The 20,405-nt window shown below is 67.8% G+C and carries 19 protein-coding genes, 1 tRNA gene and 1 pseudogene; 6 read left to right on the top strand and 15 right to left on the bottom strand.

Annotated features, from left to right (window positions below):
- Window positions 1-58: 58 nt before the first annotated feature.
- Together V4U86_RS09675 and V4U86_RS09670 are read right to left on the bottom strand one after the other, a co-directional pair.
- Window positions 59-955 (bottom strand): alpha/beta fold hydrolase, encoded by an 897-nt coding sequence (locus V4U86_RS09675; RefSeq protein WP_395311025.1) that lies wholly within the window; start codon window positions 953-955, stop codon window positions 59-61.
- 105 nt (window positions 956-1,060) lie between these two features.
- Entirely contained in the window at window positions 1,061-1,993 is a 933-nt protein-coding gene (locus V4U86_RS09670; RefSeq protein WP_395311979.1) for a LysR family transcriptional regulator, read from the bottom strand.
- Between the two features lie 125 nt (window positions 1,994-2,118).
- Between V4U86_RS09670 and V4U86_RS09665 the strand changes: the two genes are divergently transcribed.
- Both V4U86_RS09665 and V4U86_RS09660 read left to right on the top strand, forming a co-directional pair.
- A complete protein-coding gene (locus tag V4U86_RS09665) occupies window positions 2,119-2,622 on the top strand; it encodes a DapH/DapD/GlmU-related protein (protein WP_395311024.1) in 504 nt (167 codons plus the stop codon).
- Between the two features lie 73 nt (window positions 2,623-2,695).
- Window positions 2,696-3,979 (top strand): HNH endonuclease signature motif containing protein, encoded by a 1,284-nt coding sequence (locus tag V4U86_RS09660; RefSeq protein WP_395311023.1) that lies wholly within the window; start codon window positions 2,696-2,698, stop codon window positions 3,977-3,979.
- On the opposite strand, the pseudogene arsB reads toward V4U86_RS09660, so the two are convergent.
- Together arsB and V4U86_RS09650 are read right to left on the bottom strand one after the other, a co-directional pair.
- A pseudogene (gene arsB / locus V4U86_RS09655) lies at window positions 3,972-5,482 on the bottom strand (ACR3 family arsenite efflux transporter). The gene V4U86_RS09660 and the pseudogene arsB sit on opposite strands and share 8 nt — an antisense overlap.
- The gene (locus V4U86_RS09650; RefSeq protein ID WP_395311022.1) at window positions 5,479-5,919 is read right to left on the bottom strand and encodes an ArsI/CadI family heavy metal resistance metalloenzyme; all 441 of its coding nucleotides are present in this window, start codon (window positions 5,917-5,919) and stop codon (window positions 5,479-5,481) included. Before V4U86_RS09650 ends, arsB begins: the two are co-directional and overlap by 4 nt.
- A 91-nt stretch (window positions 5,920-6,010) precedes the next feature.
- Here V4U86_RS09650 and V4U86_RS09645 point away from each other — a divergent pair, with 91 nt between their 5' ends.
- The gene (locus tag V4U86_RS09645) at window positions 6,011-6,370 is read left to right on the top strand and encodes an Rv2640c family ArsR-like transcriptional regulator (RefSeq protein ID WP_395311021.1); all 360 of its coding nucleotides are present in this window, start codon (window positions 6,011-6,013) and stop codon (window positions 6,368-6,370) included.
- A gap of 39 nt (window positions 6,371-6,409) precedes the next feature.
- Here V4U86_RS09645 and V4U86_RS09640 read toward each other — a convergent pair whose 3' ends face one another.
- Both V4U86_RS09640 and V4U86_RS09635 read right to left on the bottom strand, forming a co-directional pair.
- Window positions 6,410-6,697, bottom strand: coding sequence for a DUF732 domain-containing protein (locus tag V4U86_RS09640; protein ID WP_395311020.1), 288 nt, complete (start codon window positions 6,695-6,697; stop codon window positions 6,410-6,412).
- A gap of 172 nt (window positions 6,698-6,869) precedes the next feature.
- Entirely contained in the window at window positions 6,870-7,949 is a 1,080-nt protein-coding gene (locus V4U86_RS09635; RefSeq protein WP_395311019.1) for a dihydrodipicolinate reductase, read from the bottom strand.
- A 196-nt stretch (window positions 7,950-8,145) separates the two neighbouring features.
- Between V4U86_RS09635 and V4U86_RS09630 the strand changes: the two genes are divergently transcribed.
- Window positions 8,146-8,397 carry a hypothetical protein gene (locus V4U86_RS09630; protein ID WP_395311018.1) on the top strand — a complete coding sequence of 84 codons (252 nt, stop codon included), beginning with the start codon at window positions 8,146-8,148 and terminating at the stop codon, window positions 8,395-8,397.
- Window positions 8,398-8,420: 23 nt separating this feature from the next.
- On the opposite strand, the gene V4U86_RS09625 is transcribed toward V4U86_RS09630, so the two are convergent.
- Window positions 8,421-9,638, bottom strand: coding sequence for a cytochrome P450 (locus V4U86_RS09625; protein WP_395311017.1), 1,218 nt, complete (start codon window positions 9,636-9,638; stop codon window positions 8,421-8,423).
- A 163-nt stretch (window positions 9,639-9,801) separates the two neighbouring features.
- On the opposite strand from V4U86_RS09625, the gene V4U86_RS09620 reads away from it, so the two are divergent.
- Entirely contained in the window at window positions 9,802-10,377 is a 576-nt protein-coding gene (locus V4U86_RS09620; RefSeq protein WP_395311016.1) for a TetR/AcrR family transcriptional regulator, read from the top strand.
- Between the two features lie 75 nt (window positions 10,378-10,452).
- Here V4U86_RS09620 and V4U86_RS09615 read toward each other — a convergent pair whose 3' ends face one another.
- Window positions 10,453-11,655, bottom strand: a complete 1,203-nt coding sequence (locus tag V4U86_RS09615) for an IS481 family transposase (RefSeq protein WP_395311015.1) — start codon at window positions 11,653-11,655, stop codon at window positions 10,453-10,455.
- Between the two features lie 110 nt (window positions 11,656-11,765).
- Window positions 11,766-11,842, bottom strand: a tRNA-Ile gene (locus V4U86_RS09610).
- A gap of 69 nt (window positions 11,843-11,911) precedes the next feature.
- Here V4U86_RS09610 and V4U86_RS09605 point away from each other — a divergent pair.
- Complete coding sequence (locus V4U86_RS09605) at window positions 11,912-12,292, top strand: hypothetical protein (protein ID WP_395311014.1); 381 nt, start codon at window positions 11,912-11,914, stop codon at window positions 12,290-12,292.
- On the opposite strand, the gene V4U86_RS09600 is transcribed toward V4U86_RS09605, so the two are convergent.
- The 6 genes from V4U86_RS09600 to V4U86_RS09575 form a co-directional block, all read right to left on the bottom strand.
- The gene (locus V4U86_RS09600; protein ID WP_395311978.1) at window positions 12,282-13,097 is read right to left on the bottom strand and encodes a carboxymuconolactone decarboxylase family protein; all 816 of its coding nucleotides are present in this window, start codon (window positions 13,095-13,097) and stop codon (window positions 12,282-12,284) included. The two genes, V4U86_RS09605 and V4U86_RS09600, sit on opposite strands and share 11 nt — an antisense overlap.
- A 97-nt stretch (window positions 13,098-13,194) precedes the next feature.
- Complete coding sequence (locus V4U86_RS09595; RefSeq protein WP_395311013.1) at window positions 13,195-14,565, bottom strand: metallopeptidase TldD-related protein; 1,371 nt, start codon at window positions 14,563-14,565, stop codon at window positions 13,195-13,197.
- Complete coding sequence (locus tag V4U86_RS09590) at window positions 14,562-16,076, bottom strand: TldD/PmbA family protein (RefSeq protein ID WP_395311012.1); 1,515 nt, start codon at window positions 16,074-16,076, stop codon at window positions 14,562-14,564. Before V4U86_RS09590 ends, V4U86_RS09595 begins: the two co-directional genes overlap by 4 nt.
- Before the next feature lie 80 nt (window positions 16,077-16,156).
- Window positions 16,157-17,407 carry an NAD(P)/FAD-dependent oxidoreductase gene (locus V4U86_RS09585; RefSeq protein ID WP_395311977.1) on the bottom strand — a complete coding sequence of 417 codons (1,251 nt, stop codon included), beginning with the start codon at window positions 17,405-17,407 and terminating at the stop codon, window positions 16,157-16,159.
- Window positions 17,408-17,535: 128 nt separating this feature from the next.
- Complete coding sequence (locus V4U86_RS09580) at window positions 17,536-18,357, bottom strand: CbiQ family ECF transporter T component (RefSeq protein ID WP_395311011.1); 822 nt, start codon at window positions 18,355-18,357, stop codon at window positions 17,536-17,538.
- Complete coding sequence (locus V4U86_RS09575; protein ID WP_395311010.1) at window positions 18,354-20,363, bottom strand: ATP-binding cassette domain-containing protein; 2,010 nt, start codon at window positions 20,361-20,363, stop codon at window positions 18,354-18,356. Before V4U86_RS09575 ends, V4U86_RS09580 begins: the two co-directional genes overlap by 4 nt.
- Window positions 20,364-20,405: the final 42 nt, after the last annotated feature.

Below are 20,405 nucleotides of genomic sequence, written 5' to 3'. Positions count from 1 at the left end.
CCCAGCGCTCATGTACGAGGACGAGAAGTCACGTCCGGTGCAGTGAGGCGAGACCGCCTCAGCCCGTGACGAATTCGAGTGCGGCGTTCAAGGCCGGACGGTGCCGCAACAGCCGGTAGTGCGCCAGCCGCCCCAGGCCCTTGGTGGTGAACAGCTTGGCGTTCGGCCAGATTCCGACGATCTCTTCGCTGGTCTCGTAGGGAGTGTCGGGATCGTCGGGGTCATGGATGATCAGCAGCGGCGGGTTGTCGGCGCGCGGTGCGATCACCGAAATGTCCGTGTCTCCCAACGGCATCTCGATTCGATGTTCGAGCCGGCGGCGCAAGCCTTCACGGATTCGCGGGCCGAATCCGTGCCGCGCGGTGAACATGTCGATGTACACCGGGAAGTTGCCCATCGGCGCCAGGAACACCAGTCGTTGGGCGGACGTCCCCCAGGCCACCGCGAAGGCCGTCGCCTTCGCGCCGAGAGAGTGACCGATGATCGCGCGGGCCGGCCCGAACTCGTCCACCACGGCCTGCACGGCCTTGGCACACTCGATGAGCGTCGTGCGACCCGGCGCGAGATCGCCGGGTTCCGAGTCGTTGTGGCTGGGCAGATCGATGGCAATGACGCGGTATCCGGCCTCGACGAGGGGTTTGATGAAGGTGCCCAGGTGGGCCTGACACCCGCCCCAGCCGTGGATCAGGTACACCGGCTCGCCCTCACCCCAGGAAGCGCCCGCGATCCGGTGCCCCTCCCAGGTAGCTTCGATCGGCTGACCGGGCGGGACACCGGGTGGCATCCGCAGGCTCATCTCGACCACCGGCGGGGTGCACCATAGTTCGGTAGCCCACCGCGCGCCCTCCCCCGGCGCGTACCGTTCCAGCAAGCTGAACCTGTGCCGCACCTCCGGACTGACCGGCGGTTCGACGCCGGACCCGGTGTCGTTCGACTCTCTTTCCGCCTCAGCCATCAGGTTCCCCCATGCACCTCACCTTAATGGGGTCACCGGCCGTGGGCACGTGCCGATGGCTCAGTTCGGTGGCAACCGCTGCGGATGCCCAGTTCAGCCACACTCTCAGCAGAACCCGGCCGGCGCCCAGCTTCGAGCAACCCGGCGATCGGCCTGCGCGGCGCGCAGGTAGGCCAGGAAGGCCCTCAGTACCGGTTGCGGATTGTCGTGGCGCCAGATGATCGAATGCGGATAGACCGGGGTGGGATCGACGATGGGGATCCGTCGCAAACCGTACGACTCCGGCCACAGGTATCGAGAGCCCTCGCCGACCAGAGTGGACAGCTCAGCCGAGGATGCGAGTTCCTCGAGGAGTACGTCCACTCCGAAGCTGGGTCCGATCGTGTCGATCTGGATCCCCCACGTCCGGCTGAATTCGTCGTAGTACGCGCCCCAATCGGTGTCGGCGCGCACGCCTGGCATCCAGACCCGGTGTGCCCGCAGATCCGCCGGTGTGACGGAGGCCGTCTGTGCCAGCGGGTGTTTGGGCCCGACCAGGAGCTGGTGGCGGTCATCGATGACGCGGGCGGCGCGTAGAGCGGACGGGATCCGCTGGGCCCGGGCGGTGCCGATGGTGCGAAAGGTCGCATCGATGCTGCCGTCCAACACCGCGGCCAGGGCGGCTTGAGTGTTTGCATCGGGAAGAGTCACGACATCGAGGTCGACATCCGGGTGGCTGCGATGGAACGCATGCAGGGAGGTCGCCGGAGCGATGCGGAGGTTGAGCACGTCGATCCGAACGGCCCTGTCCCGCGGATTGACCGAGTCCGCCGCGCGTGCCGCCGCGACGAGCAGTTCACGTGCATGCGGAAGAAAGGCCTGGCCGTCCACGCTCAAGTGGGCGCTTCTGCCGGATCGAACGAACAGTGACACACCGAGCCCGCGTTCAAGTGCGGCAATGCGTTTCGACACGGCCTGCTGCGTCACCCCGAGTTCATCAGCCGCGGCCTGAAACTGTCCCGCGTCGACGACCGACACGAACGTTCGGACGGTTTCCACATCCACAGCCCCACCCTATCGACACAACCGGCGGTTGTGACTCGCCGTGACGGTGGTTGTTTGTCCTGCGCACACCGTCCGCGGTTTGCTCTGCATTCGAGGGTCGCTTCGACGAGAGGATCACCATGGACTTTGCGGCACGGGTGCGGCGGGCCATCCGGCTCACCGCAGAACTGAACACGCTTCCATACGCAGACCAGAACGCCATCCACGCGGCGTGGCGCGAGCTGACCGGGCAGACGGTCGATGCGGACTTCCACCTGATCCCGCCGGTCTACTCCGACCATGGAATCAATATCCGCGTCGGCCGAAATGTGTTCGTGAACCAGAACTGCCGCTTCAACGACATCGGCGGTATCGACATCGGAGACGACGTGATGCTCGGCCCGAACGTCAGCCTGCTCACGTCGGGGCATCCGGTGGAACCGGCGAAGCGACGGGCCGGGATCACCTCGGCACCAATCAGTATCGGGCGAAACGTCTGGATAGGAACGTCGGCTCTGATCATGCAGGGCGTCACCGTGGGAGCGGATGCCATCGTCGGTGCCGGCGCCGTCGTCACCCGCGATGTTCCCCCGGGGACGTTGGTGGCCGGAGTACCCGCAACGGTGATCAAGAGGATCGACTGACACGACGGATCGGGCCGGGCACGTCGCTGTAGCGTTTCGATTTTTTGTCAGACCCCTCTGCGAGAATGTCGGTATGCCGCCGCCGACAACACCTTTCGCCGAGCACTACGTGACACCGCGGCTGGATGTGTTGTTCGACGAGATCGCCGAGCTGACCGGGCAGCGCAACGCCATCGATGGCCGGTTGGTGGAGATCATCGCCGAGATCGACGGGGACCATCTGTGGGGCGCGACGGGCTGCAAATCGGTCGAAGCGCTGGTGGCCTGGAAAGCCGGCGTGACCCCGCGTAATGCGGAGACGATGGTCGCGGTGGCCCGCCGGCTCGACGAGTTGCCGCGTATGGCAGAGGGATTGCGTGAGGGCCGGTTGTCGTTGGATCGGGTCGGGGTGATCGCCGAACGCGGCGGCCAGGGCTGCGATGACCACTACGCAAACCTGGTGAAGTACGCCACGGTGACCCAGCTGCGCACCGCGGTCAAGATGGAACCCCGCCCCGAACCAGACCGCAAGCCGGAACCCAAGCGTTCGTTCTCCTCTGTCGATGGCGAGGGCTACACCACCTACAAGATCCGGCTGCCCAAGCTGGAAGCCGCGAAGTTCGACGCCGCGGTCGCCTCACACAAGGACGCGTTGGTCGCCGACTGGCGACGCGACCACGACGCCGGAGACAGCGACGACGAGCAGGCCGGTGCGCGGACCTCCGAGCAGGCGCCACCCTTCCCCAACACTGTCGACGCGTTCATGAGCCTGATCGAAGCCGGCTGGGACACCGACGTCGCCGCCCGCCCGCACGGGGCACACACCACCGTGGTGGCCCACCTCGACCTGGACCGCCACGCCCACACACCCGTCGCCGCCCTGCATCTAGGGCCCGCACTCACCGACGCCGACCGCCGCTACCTGTTGTGCGACGCCACCTGCGAAGTCTGGTTCGAACGCCACGGTGTCCCGATCGGGGCCGGGCGCACCACCCGCACCATCAGCCGCCGCCTGCGCCGCGCCCTGGAGCACCGCGACCACTGCTGCGTGGTGCCCGGCTGCGGCGCCACCCGCGGCCTGCACGCACACCACCTCGTGCACTGGGAAAACGGCGGCCCCACCGACCTGTCGAACCTGGTGCTGCTCTGCCCCTTCCACCACCGCATGCACCACCGCGGCGAGATCACCCTCACCGGCCCCGCCGACAAACTCACCGTCACCGACAGCGACGGCGATCCGATGACCGGCGCGGCACTGGCCCGCCCACCCACCACGGACCCACCAGACGTACCACCATGCACAGGACCCACCGGCGAACGCGCCCAATGGTGGTGGTACACCCCGTACGAACCGAAGGCGCCACCGGCGGTCAATTAGGCTCGGGCTGGACACCCAATTCCGCGAGCAGGCGACGAACGCGGCGTTCGATGTCGTCGCGGATCGGGCGCACAGCCTCCACCGATTGGCCGGCCGGGTCCGGCAACTCCCAGTTCTCGTAGCGCTTTCCCGGATAGAACGGGCACACATCGCCGCACCCCATGGTGACGACGACATCGGCATCGCGTACGACCTTATCCGTCCACGGTTTCGGATACTCGGCCGTGATGTCGATGCCAACCTCGGACATCGCCGCTACCGCTGCAGGATTCACCGAGTCGGCGGGCTCGGAGCCGCCCGACCAGGCAAGTGCACTGCCATCCGCGAGATGGTTGAAGTAGCCCAATGCCATCTGGGAGCGCCCCGCGTTGTGCGTGCACAGGAACAACACCGCCGGTTTGCGATCGGTCATTGCACACTGCTTTCCTGTTGTGGCCGTTGAGTTTCAGAACCGAATCGGTGGCGTAGTCGCAATGCGACGTAGACGAGCGCCACCAGAACGGGAACTTCGATCAACGGCCCGACAACGCCGGCCAGAGCCTGCCCCGATCCCGCACCGAAGGTTGCGATGGCGACCGCGATGGCCAGTTCGAAGTTGTTGCCCGCCGCGGTGAACGCCAACGTGGTGGTGCGCTCATACCCGAGCCCGACAGCCGCCCCGAGCAGGTAACCGCCGCACCACATCACCGCGAAGTATGCGAGCAACGGGATGGCGATCCGCACGACGTCGAGCGGACGACTGGTGATCTGTTCACCCTGCAGCGCGAACAGGATGACGATGGTGAACAACAGGCCGTACAGTGCCCACGGCCCGATCGCCGGCAGGAACCGGGACTCGTACCAGGACCGGCCTCTCGTTCGCTCCCCCCACCGTCGCGACACATAGCCGGCCAGCAAGGGCAGGCCCAGGAAGATCAGCACCGACTGCGCAATCTCCCACGGCGACACACCGATCGAGGTCGTTTCCAGTCCCAGCCAACCCGGCAGGATCGAGAGATAGAACCAGCCGAGAACGGCGAACATGATGACCTGGAACAGCGAGTTCAGGGCGACCAGCACGGCAGCGGCTTCCCGGTCACCGCAAGCGAGGTCGTTCCAGATGATGACCATCGCGATGCACCGCGCGAGCCCGACAATGATCAGGCCGGTGCGGTACTCGGGGAGGTCGGGAACCAGCAGCCACGCCAGGGCGAACATCAGTGCGGGGCCGAGTATCCAGTTCAGGACAAGTGAACTCACCAACAGTCGGCGATCACGGGTCACCGAGCCGAGTCGATCGTATCGGACCTTGGCGAGCACCGGATACATCATGACCAACAGCCCGATGGCGATCGGTATCGAAATACCATGCAACTGAACTCTATTGAGTGCGCCACTCAGCCCGGGGATCAGGCTGCCCAGCACCAGGCCCGCGACCATCGCCAGGCCGATCCACGCCGGAAGGAATCGATCGAGCTTGGAGAGGTTCCCGACGACCGAGCCGGCGTATGGCTCGCCCGTCATGCGTTACTGGTGCAGCAGGTACTCGTCGCTCCGCCGTCGCTTTGCAGTGCCGCCGAGTTGGTGCCGAAGGTCTCCGAGTCGGCCAGCACCGTGTAGACCTCCCACTTCTCCCCCGCCGGACCGCTGACCCAGACCTTGTCCTGGACCGCGAAGCAGCAGGTGCTGCTCAACTCTTCCTCGGTGAACAGACCCTCGCCGGTGAGACGGGCGATCTCGGCATGTACCGCGTCGCTGGATTCGACCTCGACACCGAGGTGATTAAGCGTGCCACCGTGACCCGGGTTTTCGATGAGGACCAGTTTGAGCGGGGGATCGGCGACGGCGAAGTTGGCATATCCCGGCTTCACCTTCGCCGGGGCGGTGTTGAACAGCTTGGAGTAGAACGTGATGGCCTGATCGAGGTCATCGACGTTGAGGGCGAGTTGGGCGCGGGACATGAGCGTCTCCCTACCTTTGCGGCTTATATCGAACCGAGGCCATCTTCCCACCTCTTCGACATTTGTCAATAAGGTGTGGCACGATGGTTGGGTGCCGAAATCGCTGCCCACCATCGACGTCTCCGCCCCGGTGTGTTGCGCACCCGTGGCCGCCGGCCCGGCCGGCGACGAGGCAGCACTGGAGATCGCTTTACGGCTGAAGGCATTGGCCGACCCGGTCCGAGTCAAACTGGTCTCGCTGCTGTTCAGCAGCAGCGCCGGCGAGGAGTGCAGCAGTGACCTCGCGGTGGCGGTGGGCCTGGCCGAGTCAACGGTGAGCCATCACCTGTCCCAGTTACGCAAGGCAGGGTTCGTCGAGTCCGAGCGGCGCGGGATGAACGTGTACCACCGCGCCCGGCGGGAGTCGCTGGTCGCCCTGTGTTCGGTCCTGGACCCGAATTGCTGCCGCTGACGCTTTGGTGCTGCGGCACAGGAGATTACGTCCGGCGATCTACTGGCGCAGATGCCACGGGCAGAACGCCGCGGCAGCCCCGAATACCATGAACGTGGCCTTCTCGACCGGGATCGCGTCGGCCGACATCAGCTTCGCGGTGGCCTGCTGCCACGTATAGCGGTCCTCATCCATGGCCGCACAGACCGCCATGCCGGCGGTGACCATTTCCTCACGCCCCGAGTAGAAGGAATCGATGTCCCGGCTGTGCATGAACTGCACGAACGCGTACTCGGCTTGCTCATCGGCCGCCGCCGACGCCGGGGGTACCACCGCACCGACAGCCAATGCAGCGGCTCCCGCTACAGCGAGCTTGCGGAACATATTATCCCCCGGGTCAAAATGAGCTAGGAGCACTGTAGCGGCTCACTGCCTTTGCTGGCCAACTACCCGTGCCTTCGGAACGCCGATTGTGGCCGTCCGGCCAAACACCGACGGGCAAAGCGTCAGCGACATGGGGCTAACCGGCCGTGCGGGCCTGCCGGGTGACAACGGACCGGCCGAGGAGCGGCTCCAGCAGTCCCGCGGTCGAGGTGTCGACGACATGCGGGATCGCATTCACGATCGACTGGGCCGTGAACACCAGCGAAGGATTCGCCCGCTCCCCCGGCCCGTCCTCGAACGCCACCTGCAGACGCAGGCTGGGCCGCCCTTCGATCCGGTGCACCATCCCGGCGCCACCCTCTGGTTCGGGCCACGACTCGGGCCAGGGCGTTGTCGATACGGTGGCGAAATACTGCACGGCCACCACCGGGACGCCCTCGACGATGCCGGCCAGCTTCCAGCGATGGCCGCAGATCGTGCCCGCGGGGATCACCTCCAGCGCGGTCGCCAGGTCATGCGGCGCGAGCAGGGTCTCCCACTCCAGGTCGATGTCATCGAGTTCGAGGCCGAGCGCGTCGGCGATGTACCGGACGACCGCGTCCCAATCGTGGCGCACCTTTCCGGACGCGATACGCGCCGGCACGTGTCCGTCGGGCTTACCGAAGCCCATCGATTCGTGCAGCACGTCCCAGATCGGGTACACCAGGTCCAGGCCCACCGCGTACTCATCCATCCGGTAGCTGTCGACCCGCCCGGCACCGGCCAGGATGGCGACCGGGAGGTTCAGGCTGATGATGCCGGGCTCACAACCCGAGGCGTAGAACGTCGATCCCCCTTCCTGACAGGCGGATTCGAGCCGTGACCGCCACTTTTCCGGCGCGCTCGGCGGGTACACCATCGGGATTGTGGAGATGGTGACGACGTTGATGCCGTGACGCAGCAGTTGCGCGATCTCGCGGTAGGCATCCTCCTCGCGGCCGACGGCGGTCCGGCAGTAGGTGACGCAGTCCGGGCGCTGACTCAGCACGGCATCGAAGTCGCCGTGGGCGATCACCCCGGTGTCGGCCCGTCCGCAGATGCTGCCGGCGTCCTTGCCGACCTTGTCCGGGGAGGACACGAGCAGCCCGGCGAGTTCGATGCTCGGGTCGTCGATCAGGCCGCGCAGCGCCTCACGCCCGGTCAGCCCGGTTCCGGCATGAACCACGGTGTACGTCATGCGATCCTCCTCGATCACGCACCATTACAGACCTGCGCAACTGTGTAAGCCTGGTGGAAACGTACGTTCAGACCGACCCGGCGTCTACCCTCCTGCGCGGTGCAGCTACTTCGGATCGGGGCCATGCACCGTCCGGATTACGAACAAATCCGCAAAGACCCGGCCGTCGCAACCATTTGCTGGTTATCTGCGGCCCATGAAGACGATGACGTTCCTGCTGATGGCGACGATCGTGATGGCCGGCGCACCGGTGTCGTCGGCATCCCCCGAAGCAACAGGATCGTCGTGCGACTCGAACTACACCGGCGCCTGCGTACCGGTCGCCAGCGATGTGGATTGCGAGGGCGGCAGCGGGAACGGTCCGGAGTACGTGGCCGGCCCCGTCACGGTCGTCGGCAATGACATCTACAAGCTCGACAGCAACGACGACGGGATCGGCTGCGAATAGGCGACTGGTCGGCGTCCCCACGGCTAGCGGTTGACTCTCAGCTCCAGCCGTTCGAGGCGGCGGACCAGGATGCTGGGCAACCACTGCCCGACATCGGCGGCTTCGATCCACCTGGTCTGCTCCAGCAGCATCCGCAGGACGATCCGGGCCTCCAGCCGCGCCAGCGCCGCACCGACGCAGAAGTGCGCGCCCTTGCCGAACGTCACATGCCCTTTGGACCCTTGACGGTCGAGCCGAAACTCGTTGGGCGCGTCGAACTGTCGAGGATCGCGGTTGGCCGCGCCCCACATCAGCAGCAACCGTGAATCGGCCGGGACGGTGACTCCGCCCAACGTGGTGTCCCGGACGACGTGGCGGTAGTGACCGCGAAACGGCGCCTCGAAACGCAGTGTCTCTTCGATGAACGCTCCCAGCAGATCGGGCTCGGCGCGGAGCTGCTCCTGGATATCACTGTGACTCACCAGAATCCACGCCGCGCTTCCCAGCAACGAGGCGGTGGATTCACCTGCGGCACTGAACAGGGTGAGCATGACGGCCAGCGCCGGAAGCTGCTCCAGCTCGCCCGAGGCGTAGCGGGCCGCGAGATCGCTGATCAGACCGTCCTGGCCGCTGTCCGCTGCTGCTGCGAAGTGTTCGAGGACGTAGCCCGCCAACTCCATCGCCGCCATCCGCGCGGTGTCGAGTTGGGCGGTGTCGACCACGCCGTCGAGCAGGGTTGTGGTGGCGTAGCCCAGGCGGATCAGCCGGTCGACATCGCCGTCGGGGAGGCCGAGCAGCCTGGCCACCACCATCATCGGCAGTCGGTTGGCCATCGCACTCATCCATTCGATCCGGCCGTCGGTCAAGCCGTCGGACCACAGTTGGATCGCGGTGGCTTCGGCGAACTCCTCGATGACCCGGATTCGCTTGGCGGACAGGTGCGGTACCAGCAGCTTGCGGTGCACGTCGTGCACCGGGTCATCGGCGGTGGCGAGCGCGTTCTGCGGCCCGCCCAGCGGTCCCATGTCGAACGGGGTGACGGTTCCGTCGTCGTGGTACACCATGGTGGCGGTGAGGTTCGAGGAAAAGTCCTCGACGCGGGTCACCGCGTCCATCACCGCTTCCCAGCCGCACACCGCGTAGAAGCCCGAATCACCGATGCGTTGCACCGGGGCGTCGTCGCGCATCCGGTCGTAGAGCGGGTACGGGTCCTGGAGCGCATCGTGTCCGAAGAAGTCCGTCGCGTTCGACAACAAGGGCATGCGCTCAGGTTGACGGCGGGTGTGCGACGGCGTCAACGCTGCGCGACAAACACGAAAGCCGGGGAGGACGCAGCCCGCGCGTCGGCTTCTCATCGGGATCGACCGACCTGCGGATTCGATGAGAATTCTGTCCATATTCTTCTCACGGTGATAAAACTGCCTCATGGGCTCTCGACGGAGCGATGATTGGCTGGTGGGGCGGGACCGGCACGGTGCGGCCGCGGAGCGGATCTACGCCGCGGCCGGCGACCTGATGTCAAAGCACGGGTTCGAGGCGTTCAGCATCGACGCACTGGCCGCCGCCGTGCACTGTTCGCCGGCGACCATCTACCGCCACACCGGAGGCAAGGCCGCGATCCGCGACGCCGTGGTCGGCCGTCAAGCCGAACGCATCCTCGAATCGGTGCGCGAAGCCATCGACGGACTGACCGGGGCGGAGCGCGTGGTCACCGCGACCACCGTTGCGCTGCAACGCCTGCGGGCCGATCCGCTGGCCCAGATCATGCGGTCGATGACCACGCTGCCGGGCAACGACTGGATCACCGACTCCCCCATCGTCACCCGCTTCGCCGACGAGATGGTCGGAGGTGCTGCTGATCCGCTGGCATCACAGTGGTTGATCCGGACGTTCCTGGCGCTGTGGTACTGGCCGGTGAAGGACGCCGAGGCCGAACGGGAGATGGTGAGGCGGTATATGGGGGCTGGGTATGGGGGTAGCGCCGTCGGCGAGGACGAGTGATCTGGTGGGGCTGTTGAGCTTCGGTTGATGCTTGACGGATCTGTTGCGGTTGATCCTTGACACTCGTTGTGTGGTTTAGGGCGCTGTGCTGGTGCGCAGAGCCCGTTTGTTTCGTACCTCCCCGGCACTGGTGCGTGCAGCGGTCTTGACCAGAACATCGCCGATATAGAAGCGCAAGAGGTCACCGTCGACATGGACATCGCAACGCGACCCGGCGTAGTGGCGTCCCAAACTGACCTGCTGCCAGGACACGCACACCACACCGTTGGTCGTCACACGGCGACTCACCCAATCCGAACCAGTGCGCTCCGCGCACAACCCGTCAAGGACAGGCGGGCCCGCCTCGGGGACCGGTCCCGCTTCCGCTGCGGGACTGAACCGCGAGGCGGGCGTGCACATCTGCAGCGCCTGGTGCGGACGCTCAGCGTTGTAGAACGCCACCCATTCATCCAGCGCCTGCTGGGCAACCTTCAGACTGCTGAAAGGCGCCCGACCGCTGAGGAATTCAGCCCGCAGACTGCGATGAAACCGCTCTATCTTGCCCGTCGTGGTCGGTGAGCGCGGCTGGGTCAGCAGATGTTCGATACCGTTCTGGCGGCAGATCGCATCGAAGAGCACCTCCACCGGCGGATGGTGGAACCGGCCGGTGAATACCTTGCCGTTATCGGTCAAGATCTGAGATGGCACCCCGTAGGTAGCCAACGCCGACCGCAGCCCGTCGCACACTGCCCGAGTGCGTTCTCGAACCATCAACCGTGCGCACACGCACATCCGGGAATGATCGTCGATCCCGGTCAAGGCCTTGGCGCTGGTGCCATCGGCCAGCGGGAAACCGCCGACCACATCCATCTGCCACAGCTCCATCGCCGCGGCACGCTCCCAGCGTTTCCATTTCCGGGCCCGGCGATCACGCCGGTGCGGATCGATCAGCTGGGCCCGCACCAACGCCCGATAGGCCGCCGATTCCGACGGCACCGACTCGACGCCCCGCTTGGCCAACTCGAACACCAGCCGTCGCGGGCCCCAGTACGGGCGCGAGCGCCGCAACTCCAACAACCGGGCCTCCACCTCGGCCGGCATCTGATGCGGACACGACACCGGCCGGTGTGACCGGTCCGCCAGCCCCTCGAGTCCTTCGGCCTCATACCGGGCCAACCAGGCGTGCAGCGTCTGCCGCGACACCCCCACCTTCGAAGCGACCTGCGAGATCGACAACCCATCACTGATCACCGCCAACACGGCCTGATACCGCTGCTCAGCCACGCTCAACTCCCTCATCTAGGGAGTGTCAAGGATCAACCGAAGCAACTGTCAAGCATCAGCCGAAACACTGTCAGGCATCAACCGACACAGAAAAGGCACGCATCAACCGAGGTCATACAGTGATCTGGTGGGGCGGGCGGGGCTCGAACCCGCGACCAAGGGATTATGAGTCCCCGGCTCTAACCAACTGAGCTACCGCCCCGACGCGTAATGCGGCACCTATGTTCGCACAGCCCCCCTACCCGGCACACAACCCGGTTAGTCTCACCGGGTGATCCGATTCCTGCTGCGCATCGCGGTCTTCCTCGGTTCCTCGGCGATCGGCCTGCTGGTCGCATCGCTGCTGGTGTCCGGCATGACGCTGCGCCCGCTCGGGTTCCTCACCGCGGTGGTCATTTTCACCGTCGCCCAGGGCATCCTGTCGCCGTTCTTCCTCAAGATGGCCAACAGGTACGCCTCGGCATTCCTCGGCGGTATCGGCCTGCTCTCCACCCTGGCCGCCCTGATCCTGGCCTCACTTTTCTCCAGCGGGATCAGCATCCGCGGCATCGGCTCCTGGATCGCCGCGACGGTCATCGTCTGGCTGGTCACCGCCCTCGCCACCGTGATCCTGCCGGCGTTGGTCCTGAAGAAGAAGGCCGCTACGAGCTGAAGACGGGCTGTCCGTCGGCACCCAGCAGGTACTGCTCCACCCCGTCGGCGACCCGCGGCGCGTCACCGCCGAGCGCCACCGCGATCTTGTTGGTGCCGTTGCGCATCACATCCAGCGTGATCTCCAGCGCCTGCTCTACCGAGAAATGTTCGCGCACAAGCGCTGCCGCCTCGCCGACCGATGCCGGAGTCCAGATCAACGCGTCCACATAGCGCAGCGCCGCCTTGTGCGCCTCGGTCAATTGCTCGGACTGCCCGTAGGACCCGATGTCGTCGTACAGCGACTCCGACCCACCGGCTTCCAGCGCCGTCGTCTCCCGCAGCGACTTACACAGCCGGCAGTTGTGCTGGGTGGCCCCGCGTAGCCGGATTATCTCGGTGGTCAACGGATCCAGCCCGCGCAGCGCCCCGACCGCCGAGGTGAACCGATTGAGCAGCGCATCGGCCGGATGGGTGTCGTGGTCCCAGACGCTCGGGTCCGGGAACGTCATGCCCAGCGCACCCAGACCGGCGCGCACCCGCGGCACGAAGTCGGCGATGAACGTCAACGCCGTCACTCCCAACACCTCGGCCCCGTAGGCCGCGATCAGCGCCGAGCGCTGCTCCACGGACACTTCGGCGACGTCGACGCTGAACTGTTCGGCGAACTCCGCCAGCACCGGTTCGTTCGGGGACGCCGCCGCTGCCGTGTCTTCCGATGGCAACGGGGCCAGCCCGAGCGCCCGCGCGCACACCGTGCGCACCACCATGCTCTCCCGGGCCAGTCCGTCCGGGGACAACGCCACCAGGCTGGTCAGCAGGTCCATCACGAGCCGATTATCGCCCCTGACCGACCGTGGACAGACCGAAGTGCAGAATCTGCCCGGTATCCGACACAACAGGCGGTGGCCGGGAGGGGCCGAGCTACTGAGCCTGACTCACCGAGGACATGTGGAAGTCGGGGATCCGCAACGACGGCATGGTCGCCCGGGTCGCCCAATCACCCCATTCCCGTGGCAGCGTCGGCTCGCTGACCCCGGCCTCGGTGGCGCGGCGCAGCAGATCCAGCGGGCTCTCGTTGAACCGGAAGTTGTTCACCGCCGCGGTCACCTCGCCGTCCTCGATCAGGTACACCCCGTCACGGGTCAGCCCGGTCAGCAGCAGCACCGCCGGATCCACCGTGCGGATGTACCACAGCGTGGTCAGCAGCAGCCCGCGTTCGGTGGATGCGATCATGTCCGCCAGCGAGGCGGTGCCACCGGTCATCAGCAGGTTGTCCGCCGGAACCGCCACCGGCGCACCGAATTCCGCGGCCGCCGCACGTGGATAGGCCAACGCGTTGATCATCCCGTCGCGCAGCCAGTCCACCCGGCCGATGTCCATCCCGTTGTCGAAGATCGAGACCTGCTCCGATGACCGCGACACCGCCACGAAGGGCTGGCATTCCTGGCCCGGCGCCGTGGGGTCGGAGTACATCGTCAGCCCCAGATCGGTGAGCTTCTCCCCCACCCGGGTTCCGCCCGGCGCCGACAACGCGGTGCGGCCCTCCTGCGCGCCACGGCCATCCATGCTCCAACCCAGATAGATGAGCATGTCGGCAACCGTCGACGGCGGCATCAGCGTCTCGTACCGCCCCGCCGGCAGATCGACCGTGCGGTGCGCCCAGCCCAGCCGCAGCGACAACTCGTCGAGCAACGCGTCGGTGGACACGCCGACGAAATCGGGTGTGCCCACCCCGGCCCACGCGCTGGCTCCGTTGCGCTTGGCGTTGATCTCCACCGACCCGGTGGGCTGGGTATAGCGCCGGCGCAGCCCGCTCGAGTCACCCAGGAACGTCGTGGCCAGCACGTGCCGGGCGTACCCGTACAGCTTGTCCTCACCACGGAAACCTCGCACCAAACCGGTTGCCACATCGGCGAATACATCGGCACCGGTGGTCGGCACCGGGGCATCCCAATCGGCCGGCGCGTCGCCACCCGGCAATCCCGGCGCACTGTCGGTGGCCGCCGGCGCCGACGCGGCCGCCTGCTGGGACGCGGCGACCAGTGCGCCGAGCGCGGCCGGGTCCACCTCCGTGGAACTCACCGAGCCGACGTGCGCCGCCTCGCCGCGGCGCAGCACCGAGATCACCGTGGTGGTGCGGGCCTGCGATTCCCCGTTGGTGGTCATCGAATTGCCGGCCCAGCGCAGCGACGCGTCGGCCCGGTCGGTGACGATGACGGTGGTCTCGTCGGCGCCACCGAGCCGGGCGGCTTCGGCGAGCGCCTGATCGACGACCTCCTGCGGCGCGATCACCGGCCACCCTCCGCCTGCGTGTTCAACACATTGACCCCTCGAAACAACGCCGACGGGCAGCCGTGGCTGACCGGGGCGACCTGACCGGGCTGCGCCTTGCCGCAGTTGAACGCACCGCCGAGACGCCAGGTGGACGGCCCGCCGACAGCCTCCATCGACCCCCAGAAGTCGGTGGTGGTGGCCTGATACGCCACGTCGCGCAACTGCCCGTCGAGCTTGCCGTCCCGGATCCGGAAGAACCGCTGCCCAGTGAACTGGAAGTTGTACCGCTGCATATCGATCGACCAACTCTTGTCGCCGACGATGTAGATGCCGTCGGACACCCGCGCGATGAGATCCGCGGTGGACAGGTCCTCGGTGCCCGGCTGCAGTGACACGTTCGCCATCCGCTGGATCGGGACGTGGTGCGGGGAGTCGGCGTAGGAACAGCCGTTGGAACGCGCCTCGCCCAGCCGCGGCGCGAACACCCGGTCCAGCTGGTAGCCGACGAACAACCCGTCCCGCACCAGATCCCAGCTCTGCGAACGCACCCCTTCGTCGTCGAAACCGACTGTGGCCAAGCCGTGTTCGACGGTGCGGTCGGCGGTCACGTTCATCACCGGCGAGCCGTACCGCATGCTGTTCAGCTTGTCCGGGGTGGCGAACGAGGTGCCGGCGTAGGCCGCCTCATAGCCGATCGCCCGGTCGTATTCGGTGGCGTGCCCGATGGATTCGTGAATGGTCAGCCACAGGTTGGACGGGTCGATCACCAGATCGGTCGGGCCCGCGGTCACGCTGGGCGCCTTGACCTTCTCGGCCAGCAGCGCGGGCAGCTCGGCCAGCTCGGCACTCCAGTTCCACACGCCGTCGTCGACGACGGCCTCCCAGCCGCGGGCGGTCGGCGGGGCCAGGGTGCGCATGGTCTCGAAGCTGCCCGCCGACGGGTCGACGCTGGTCGCCTCCAGCGACGGCTGCAGCCGCACCCGCTGCTGGGTGGTGGAGGTGCCGAAGGTATCTGCGTAGTAGGTCTGTTCCTTGACCGCCTGCAGACTGGCGGACACATGGTCCACGCCGTCCGCGGCGAGCAGCCTCTCGGAATAGTCGGCCAGCACGGCGATCTTGTCCGCGCCCGGCACCGTGAACGGGTCGATGCGGTAGTCCGACACCCAGCTCAGATCGTCGTAGACCGGTTCGGCGGCCAGTTCGATGCGTTCGGCGTTCAACGGCGCTAGCGTGGTCGCGACCCGGACCGCGCGGCGCGCCGTCTCGGCCGCCACCGCCGGATCCAGTTCGGCGTGCGAGGCGAAGCCCCAGGTGCCGTCGACGATCACCCGCACCGCCAGCCCGATCTCACGGTCCAGGGTGGAGGTCTCCAGCTCCCCGTCGCGCAACTGCACGACCTCGGTGGTGAGCCGCTGGATGCGCAGATCGGCATAGCTGGCGCCGGCCGCGCGGGCCGCCGACAGCGCGGCATCGGCCAGCGTCCGGCGCGGCAGTGCGAGGAAGTCGGGATCCACGGAACGACTTGTCACGGACCCCACCGTAGTGGGAGAGGTTTGTCGTCAGGGGCGGGCGGGGGGTGCACTCCGCCCCTGACGACGGGAGGAAAGCCTCAGCGCACCGGATCGAAGGCGCGCAGGGCGTCGGGCTGTTTGCCGGTGGTGATCTGCTCGGTCAGCATCCGCCCGGTGGCCGGGCCGTGGGCGAGTCCCCACATGCCGTGACCGCCGGCGACATACAGACCGTCGCTGACCTGCCCGACCACCGGCAGGCCGTCGGCGGTCACCGGACGAGGCCCCACCCAGACGTCGCTGCGTTCGTCCCAGCGCACCCCGTCGAGGAACCGGGACGCCGACTCGAGGATGGATCGCACCCGGGCCGGCACCACCGGGTCGTCGGGGCCGCGGAATTCCATGGTGCCCGCGACACGCATCGCCCCTTGGTACGGCGTGCAGGCCACCCGCACGGTGGGCAGGTAGATCGGGCCGGGCATCGGACGGTCCAGCGCCACGGTGAACGAGTAGCCGCGCCCGGCGCGCAGCGGGACCCGGACCCAGCGGCGGGCCAGATCGGGCAGCCAGGCACCGGTGGCCAGCACGACGGCGTCGGCGGTCAGCGCCTCACCGGCGCTGGTGCGCAGCACTACCCGGCCGGCGGTGCTGATGTCGACGATCCGCTCGGTGCGCAGGGTGGCTCCCCGTTCGACGACGGCCCGGCCCAGGGCGGTCACGAACCGGCCCGGGTCGATGAAGCGCTGCTGTTCGACGGCCAGGGCCACGGTGGCGGTCGGGCCGGCCAGCGGCACCGCGTCGCGCAGCGCGCCCCCGGTGAGCATGTCGGTCTGCACCGGCAGGCCGGCCCGCTCCAGGACGTCGATCTCGGCACGCAGTTCGGCGGCCTGTGCCTCGTTCTCGAACAGCGCGGTGATCGCGGCATCGGTGACCGGTGCGTCGACCCCGTTGGCGACGAGCACGTCGAAGGCCTCCAGGCTCTCGATGTTCAGGTCGTGGTTGCCGCGCACCACCCGTTCGACGCCGGCATGGCTGCAGTGCCGGGCGAAGGTGGCCAGAAACCGCGCCAGCCGCAGATCCGCGCGCAGCGGAATGTGCAGCGGGGCCGAGGGATTGAACAGCGACCGCAGCCCGTAGGTGAGCGTCCCGGGCTGGTTGAGCGGGATGGTCAGCGCGGGCGACACCCAACCGGCATTGCCCCAGGACGAGCCGGCCGCCACCCCGGCGCGGTCCACCACGGTGACCTCGACGCCGCGTTCCTGCAGGAACCACGCCGTCGACAGACCGACGATCCCGGCACCGACCACGATGACACTGCGCGGTCCTTCGCCGATCCGCTCGACGCCGACCATTCCGATGACCTCCACACTCGTTGCGCTGCTGGTGCCACCATCATCGACAGTGGACAGCACGAGGGCGCTGCGGAAACGGCCAATCCGCCGGGCGCGGTTTGTCGGCTGCCGACAAACCGCCGGCGCCGTTATGTGGTCTTGAGGAAGGTGGCCGCCTCGAGGTAGCCGGCCACCCCGCACAGCACGGCCACCAGGAGCAGCACCACGTAGTCGGCGACACGGGGGCGGGCCGGGGCGGCCGCGATCTGACCGGCGCCCCCGCGGGCGGTGATGGCATCACCCATCTCGTCGGCGCGCCGCAGCGAGACGGTGACCGCGGCGGCGAGCAGATCGATCACTTCGGCGAACCACTGCTTGCGGCGGGCCCTGCGGGATTCGGGCCGCACCCGTGGACGCAGCCGCCGGGCCGCGTACAGCACCCGGAACTCGTCGATGAGCATCGGGAAGGCACGCAGCGCCAGCGCCACGGTCACCGCCCAGTCGTCGATCGGCAGCCGCAGGAACCGTAGCGGCCGTCCCAAACTGGAGATCGCGGGCGCGATTTCGGCGACGTTGGTGGTCCAGGACACCAGGGCACCCAGTCCGAGCAGCACGATCGAGACCGCGGTGATGCGCAGGAACTTCAGCAGCCCGCCCAGTTCCAGTTCGAGCCCGCCCAGCGCGATGATCGGGGTGCCCCCGGCGAAGGCCGCCGTCACTCCGCCGAGCAGCACGATCAGCCACAGCCAGCCGGGCACCGAGGGCAGCGCGCCGCGGGGGATCCGCGCGAGCATGATCGCGGCCGCGACCAGCAGGGCGACGAACGCGATGGGCAGCCAGCCCGGGTAGAACATCATCAGCACCGACAGCGCCGCCACGGTGATGAGTTTCGTTCCGGCCCAGAGCCGGTGGATGACGGTGTCGCCGGGTACCGGCCGCAGCAGGACGACGGGTCTGCGCTGTGCACTCATGAGCTGGCTCCCGTCGCAACCGGCACCAGTGCCCCGTCGCGCAGATGCAGGGTGCGGGGGCAGAGGTCCTCCAGGCCCGCGAAATCGTGGGAGATGACCACGACGGTCAGGCCGCCGCGGCGCAGTTCCTCCAGCAGGCGCAGCAGACCGCGGGCGCTGGCGGCGTCCAGCCCGGCCAGCGGCTCGTCGAGCACGATGGCGCGGGGCGAGCGGGCCAGCAGCCCGGCAAGCACCACGCGGCGCATCTGCCCGCCGGAGAGTTGGTCGATGCGGCGGTCGGCCAGCGCGGCTTCCAGCCCGACGGTTGCCAGGGCCGCCTCCACCCGGGCCCGGTCCCGGGCCGGGAACCCTGCCGCGGAGGCGATCTCGCGGCCGACGTGGCTGCGCATCAGCTGCAGTCTGGCCGCCTGGAAGGACAGCGCGACCGCGCCGACCTGCTGGGCGACCGGTTTCCCGTCGAGCAGGCAGGTTCCGGTGGTGGGCTCGGTCAGCCCGGCCAGGATCCAGGCCAGCGTCGACTTTCCGGACCCGTTCAAGCCGTGGATGAGCACCCCGTCGCCTTCGTGCACGACCAGGTTGATGTCGCGCAAGGCGTCGTTGGCCCATGGGGTTCCGTCGGCGTAGCGGTGACTGACGTTGCACAGTTCCAGCACCGGAACCTCCGAGCGCACCTCGGCGCTGGGTTCGGGTACCTCGGCGGACTGCACCATCTCCGACCCGCCGGTCAGGTTGACCACCCGGTCGGCCGCCTCGGCTTCCTCGTTGTAGTGCGTGATGTGCACGAGCGTGGTCTGGTGCTTGCCGGTCAGCCCGCCGAGCACCGACATCAGGGCCTCGCGGCCCTCCTGGTCGACCATGCTGGTGACCTCGTCGGCGATCAGCAGCGACGGCTTGCGGGCCAGCGCGGCGGCCACCGCCAGGCGTTGCAGCTCGCCCCCGGACAGGCTGCCGGTGTCGCGTTCGGCCAACCCGTCCAGGCCGACCTCGGCCAGCAGGCCGGGCACGTCGACCCGGGTTCCGGCCGGCAGTCCCCAGACCACGTCGTCGGCGACCCGAGTGCCGAGCACCTGGCTCTCTGGATGCTGCAGGATCACCGCGGTGCCGCCCGGGGCGCCGAGACCGACCGCGCCGGGTCGGGCCACGGTGCCCTCGGTCGGTTGGCGCCCGGCCAGCAACAGCATCAGGGTGGTCTTGCCGGAGCCGTTCGCGCCGGTGACGGCCAGGTGTTCCCCGGATTGCACGTCCATGCTCAGCGGGCCCAGCGCGTCTCGGGTGGTGCCCGGGTAGCGGAACACCACATCGCGCAGGGCCAGCGGGACCGGGGCGACCGGCCCGTCGGAGGTGACGACGTCCAGCTTGTGCACGTCGGGAACCCCGAACAGCCGGGACAGCACCCGGGACAGGGCCCACCAGCCGACCAGGCTGACGGCCATGATGGCGAACAGTCCGTAGCCGAAGATCAGGATCGGCCAGTGCTGCAGCGCGACTCCGAACAGCTCCCGGAACTGCTCGGCGGCGGGCCGCAGTTCGGGGATGTAGCTCCAGATCGCGACGGTGCCGTCGACGTTGGCCGCCATCGCGGTGAAGACCAGCTCGCGCAGCCGGGAGGCGATCAGCAGCGCGATCACCGCGACGATGCCGAACAGCGCGCCGGCGATCATGGACACCAGCACCACCACGGGTAGCCCGCGCCCGCGGCGTTTGACGATGCCGGTCAGCCCGCCGATGTAGGCGCAGTTGAGGACGGTCATCAGTCCGCCGAACCCGGCGATCAGGAAGGCGATCAGCGCGCCGGCGATGGTGGCGGCCAGCAGCACCCGCAACCGGTAGCGGTAGGCGAGCAGCCCCATCGGGACGGTGCCCAGCAGCGACAGCGCGGCCGCAAACGGGACGACGACCGCGATGATCGCGATCGCCGCGCACAGGGCCGCCATCACGGCGGCCTGGGCGAGTTCGTTCGGCTGCAATGACCCGGCCCGGCGCGGGATTCTCGAACCGGGAGGCATCACCCGATTCTGCCAGGTGGCAGGAGTACTTCGGCCGGCCGC

The sequence above is a fragment of the Mycobacterium sp. AMU20-3851 genome (genome assembly GCF_043974665.1).
Classification (GTDB): domain Bacteria; phylum Actinomycetota; class Actinomycetes; order Mycobacteriales; family Mycobacteriaceae; genus Mycobacterium.
Note: the sequence above shows the minus strand (reverse complement) of the source record. Positions and strands in the feature narration are given on the sequence as shown.

Excerpts from the sequence above, each read along its gene's own strand:
- V4U86_RS09620 (WP_395311016.1), top strand. The coding sequence starts at position 9,802 with ATGGGCTCTCGACGGAGCGATGATTGGCTGGTGGGGCGGGACCGGCAC.
- V4U86_RS09615 (WP_395311015.1), bottom strand. The coding sequence starts at position 11,655 with ATGAGGGAGTTGAGCGTGGCTGAGCAGCGGTATCAGGCCGTGTTGGCG.
- V4U86_RS09635 (WP_395311019.1), bottom strand. The coding sequence starts at position 7,949 with ATGACGTACACCGTGGTTCATGCCGGAACCGGGCTGACCGGGCGTGAG.
- V4U86_RS09585 (WP_395311977.1), bottom strand. The coding sequence starts at position 17,407 with ATGGTCGGCGTCGAGCGGATCGGCGAAGGACCGCGCAGTGTCATCGTG.
- V4U86_RS09625 (WP_395311017.1), bottom strand. The coding sequence starts at position 9,638 with ATGCCCTTGTTGTCGAACGCGACGGACTTCTTCGGACACGATGCGCTC.
- V4U86_RS09575 (WP_395311010.1), bottom strand. The coding sequence starts at position 20,363 with ATGCCTCCCGGTTCGAGAATCCCGCGCCGGGCCGGGTCATTGCAGCCG.
- V4U86_RS09600 (WP_395311978.1), bottom strand. The coding sequence starts at position 13,097 with ATGGACCTGCTGACCAGCCTGGTGGCGTTGTCCCCGGACGGACTGGCC.
- V4U86_RS09580 (WP_395311011.1), bottom strand. The coding sequence starts at position 18,357 with ATGAGTGCACAGCGCAGACCCGTCGTCCTGCTGCGGCCGGTACCCGGC.
- V4U86_RS09675 (WP_395311025.1), bottom strand. The coding sequence starts at position 955 with ATGGCTGAGGCGGAAAGAGAGTCGAACGACACCGGGTCCGGCGTCGAA.
- V4U86_RS09650 (WP_395311022.1), bottom strand. The coding sequence starts at position 5,919 with ATGTCCCGCGCCCAACTCGCCCTCAACGTCGATGACCTCGATCAGGCC.
- V4U86_RS09665 (WP_395311024.1), top strand. The coding sequence starts at position 2,119 with ATGGACTTTGCGGCACGGGTGCGGCGGGCCATCCGGCTCACCGCAGAA.
- V4U86_RS09660 (WP_395311023.1), top strand. The coding sequence starts at position 2,696 with ATGCCGCCGCCGACAACACCTTTCGCCGAGCACTACGTGACACCGCGG.
- V4U86_RS09630 (WP_395311018.1), top strand. The coding sequence starts at position 8,146 with ATGAAGACGATGACGTTCCTGCTGATGGCGACGATCGTGATGGCCGGC.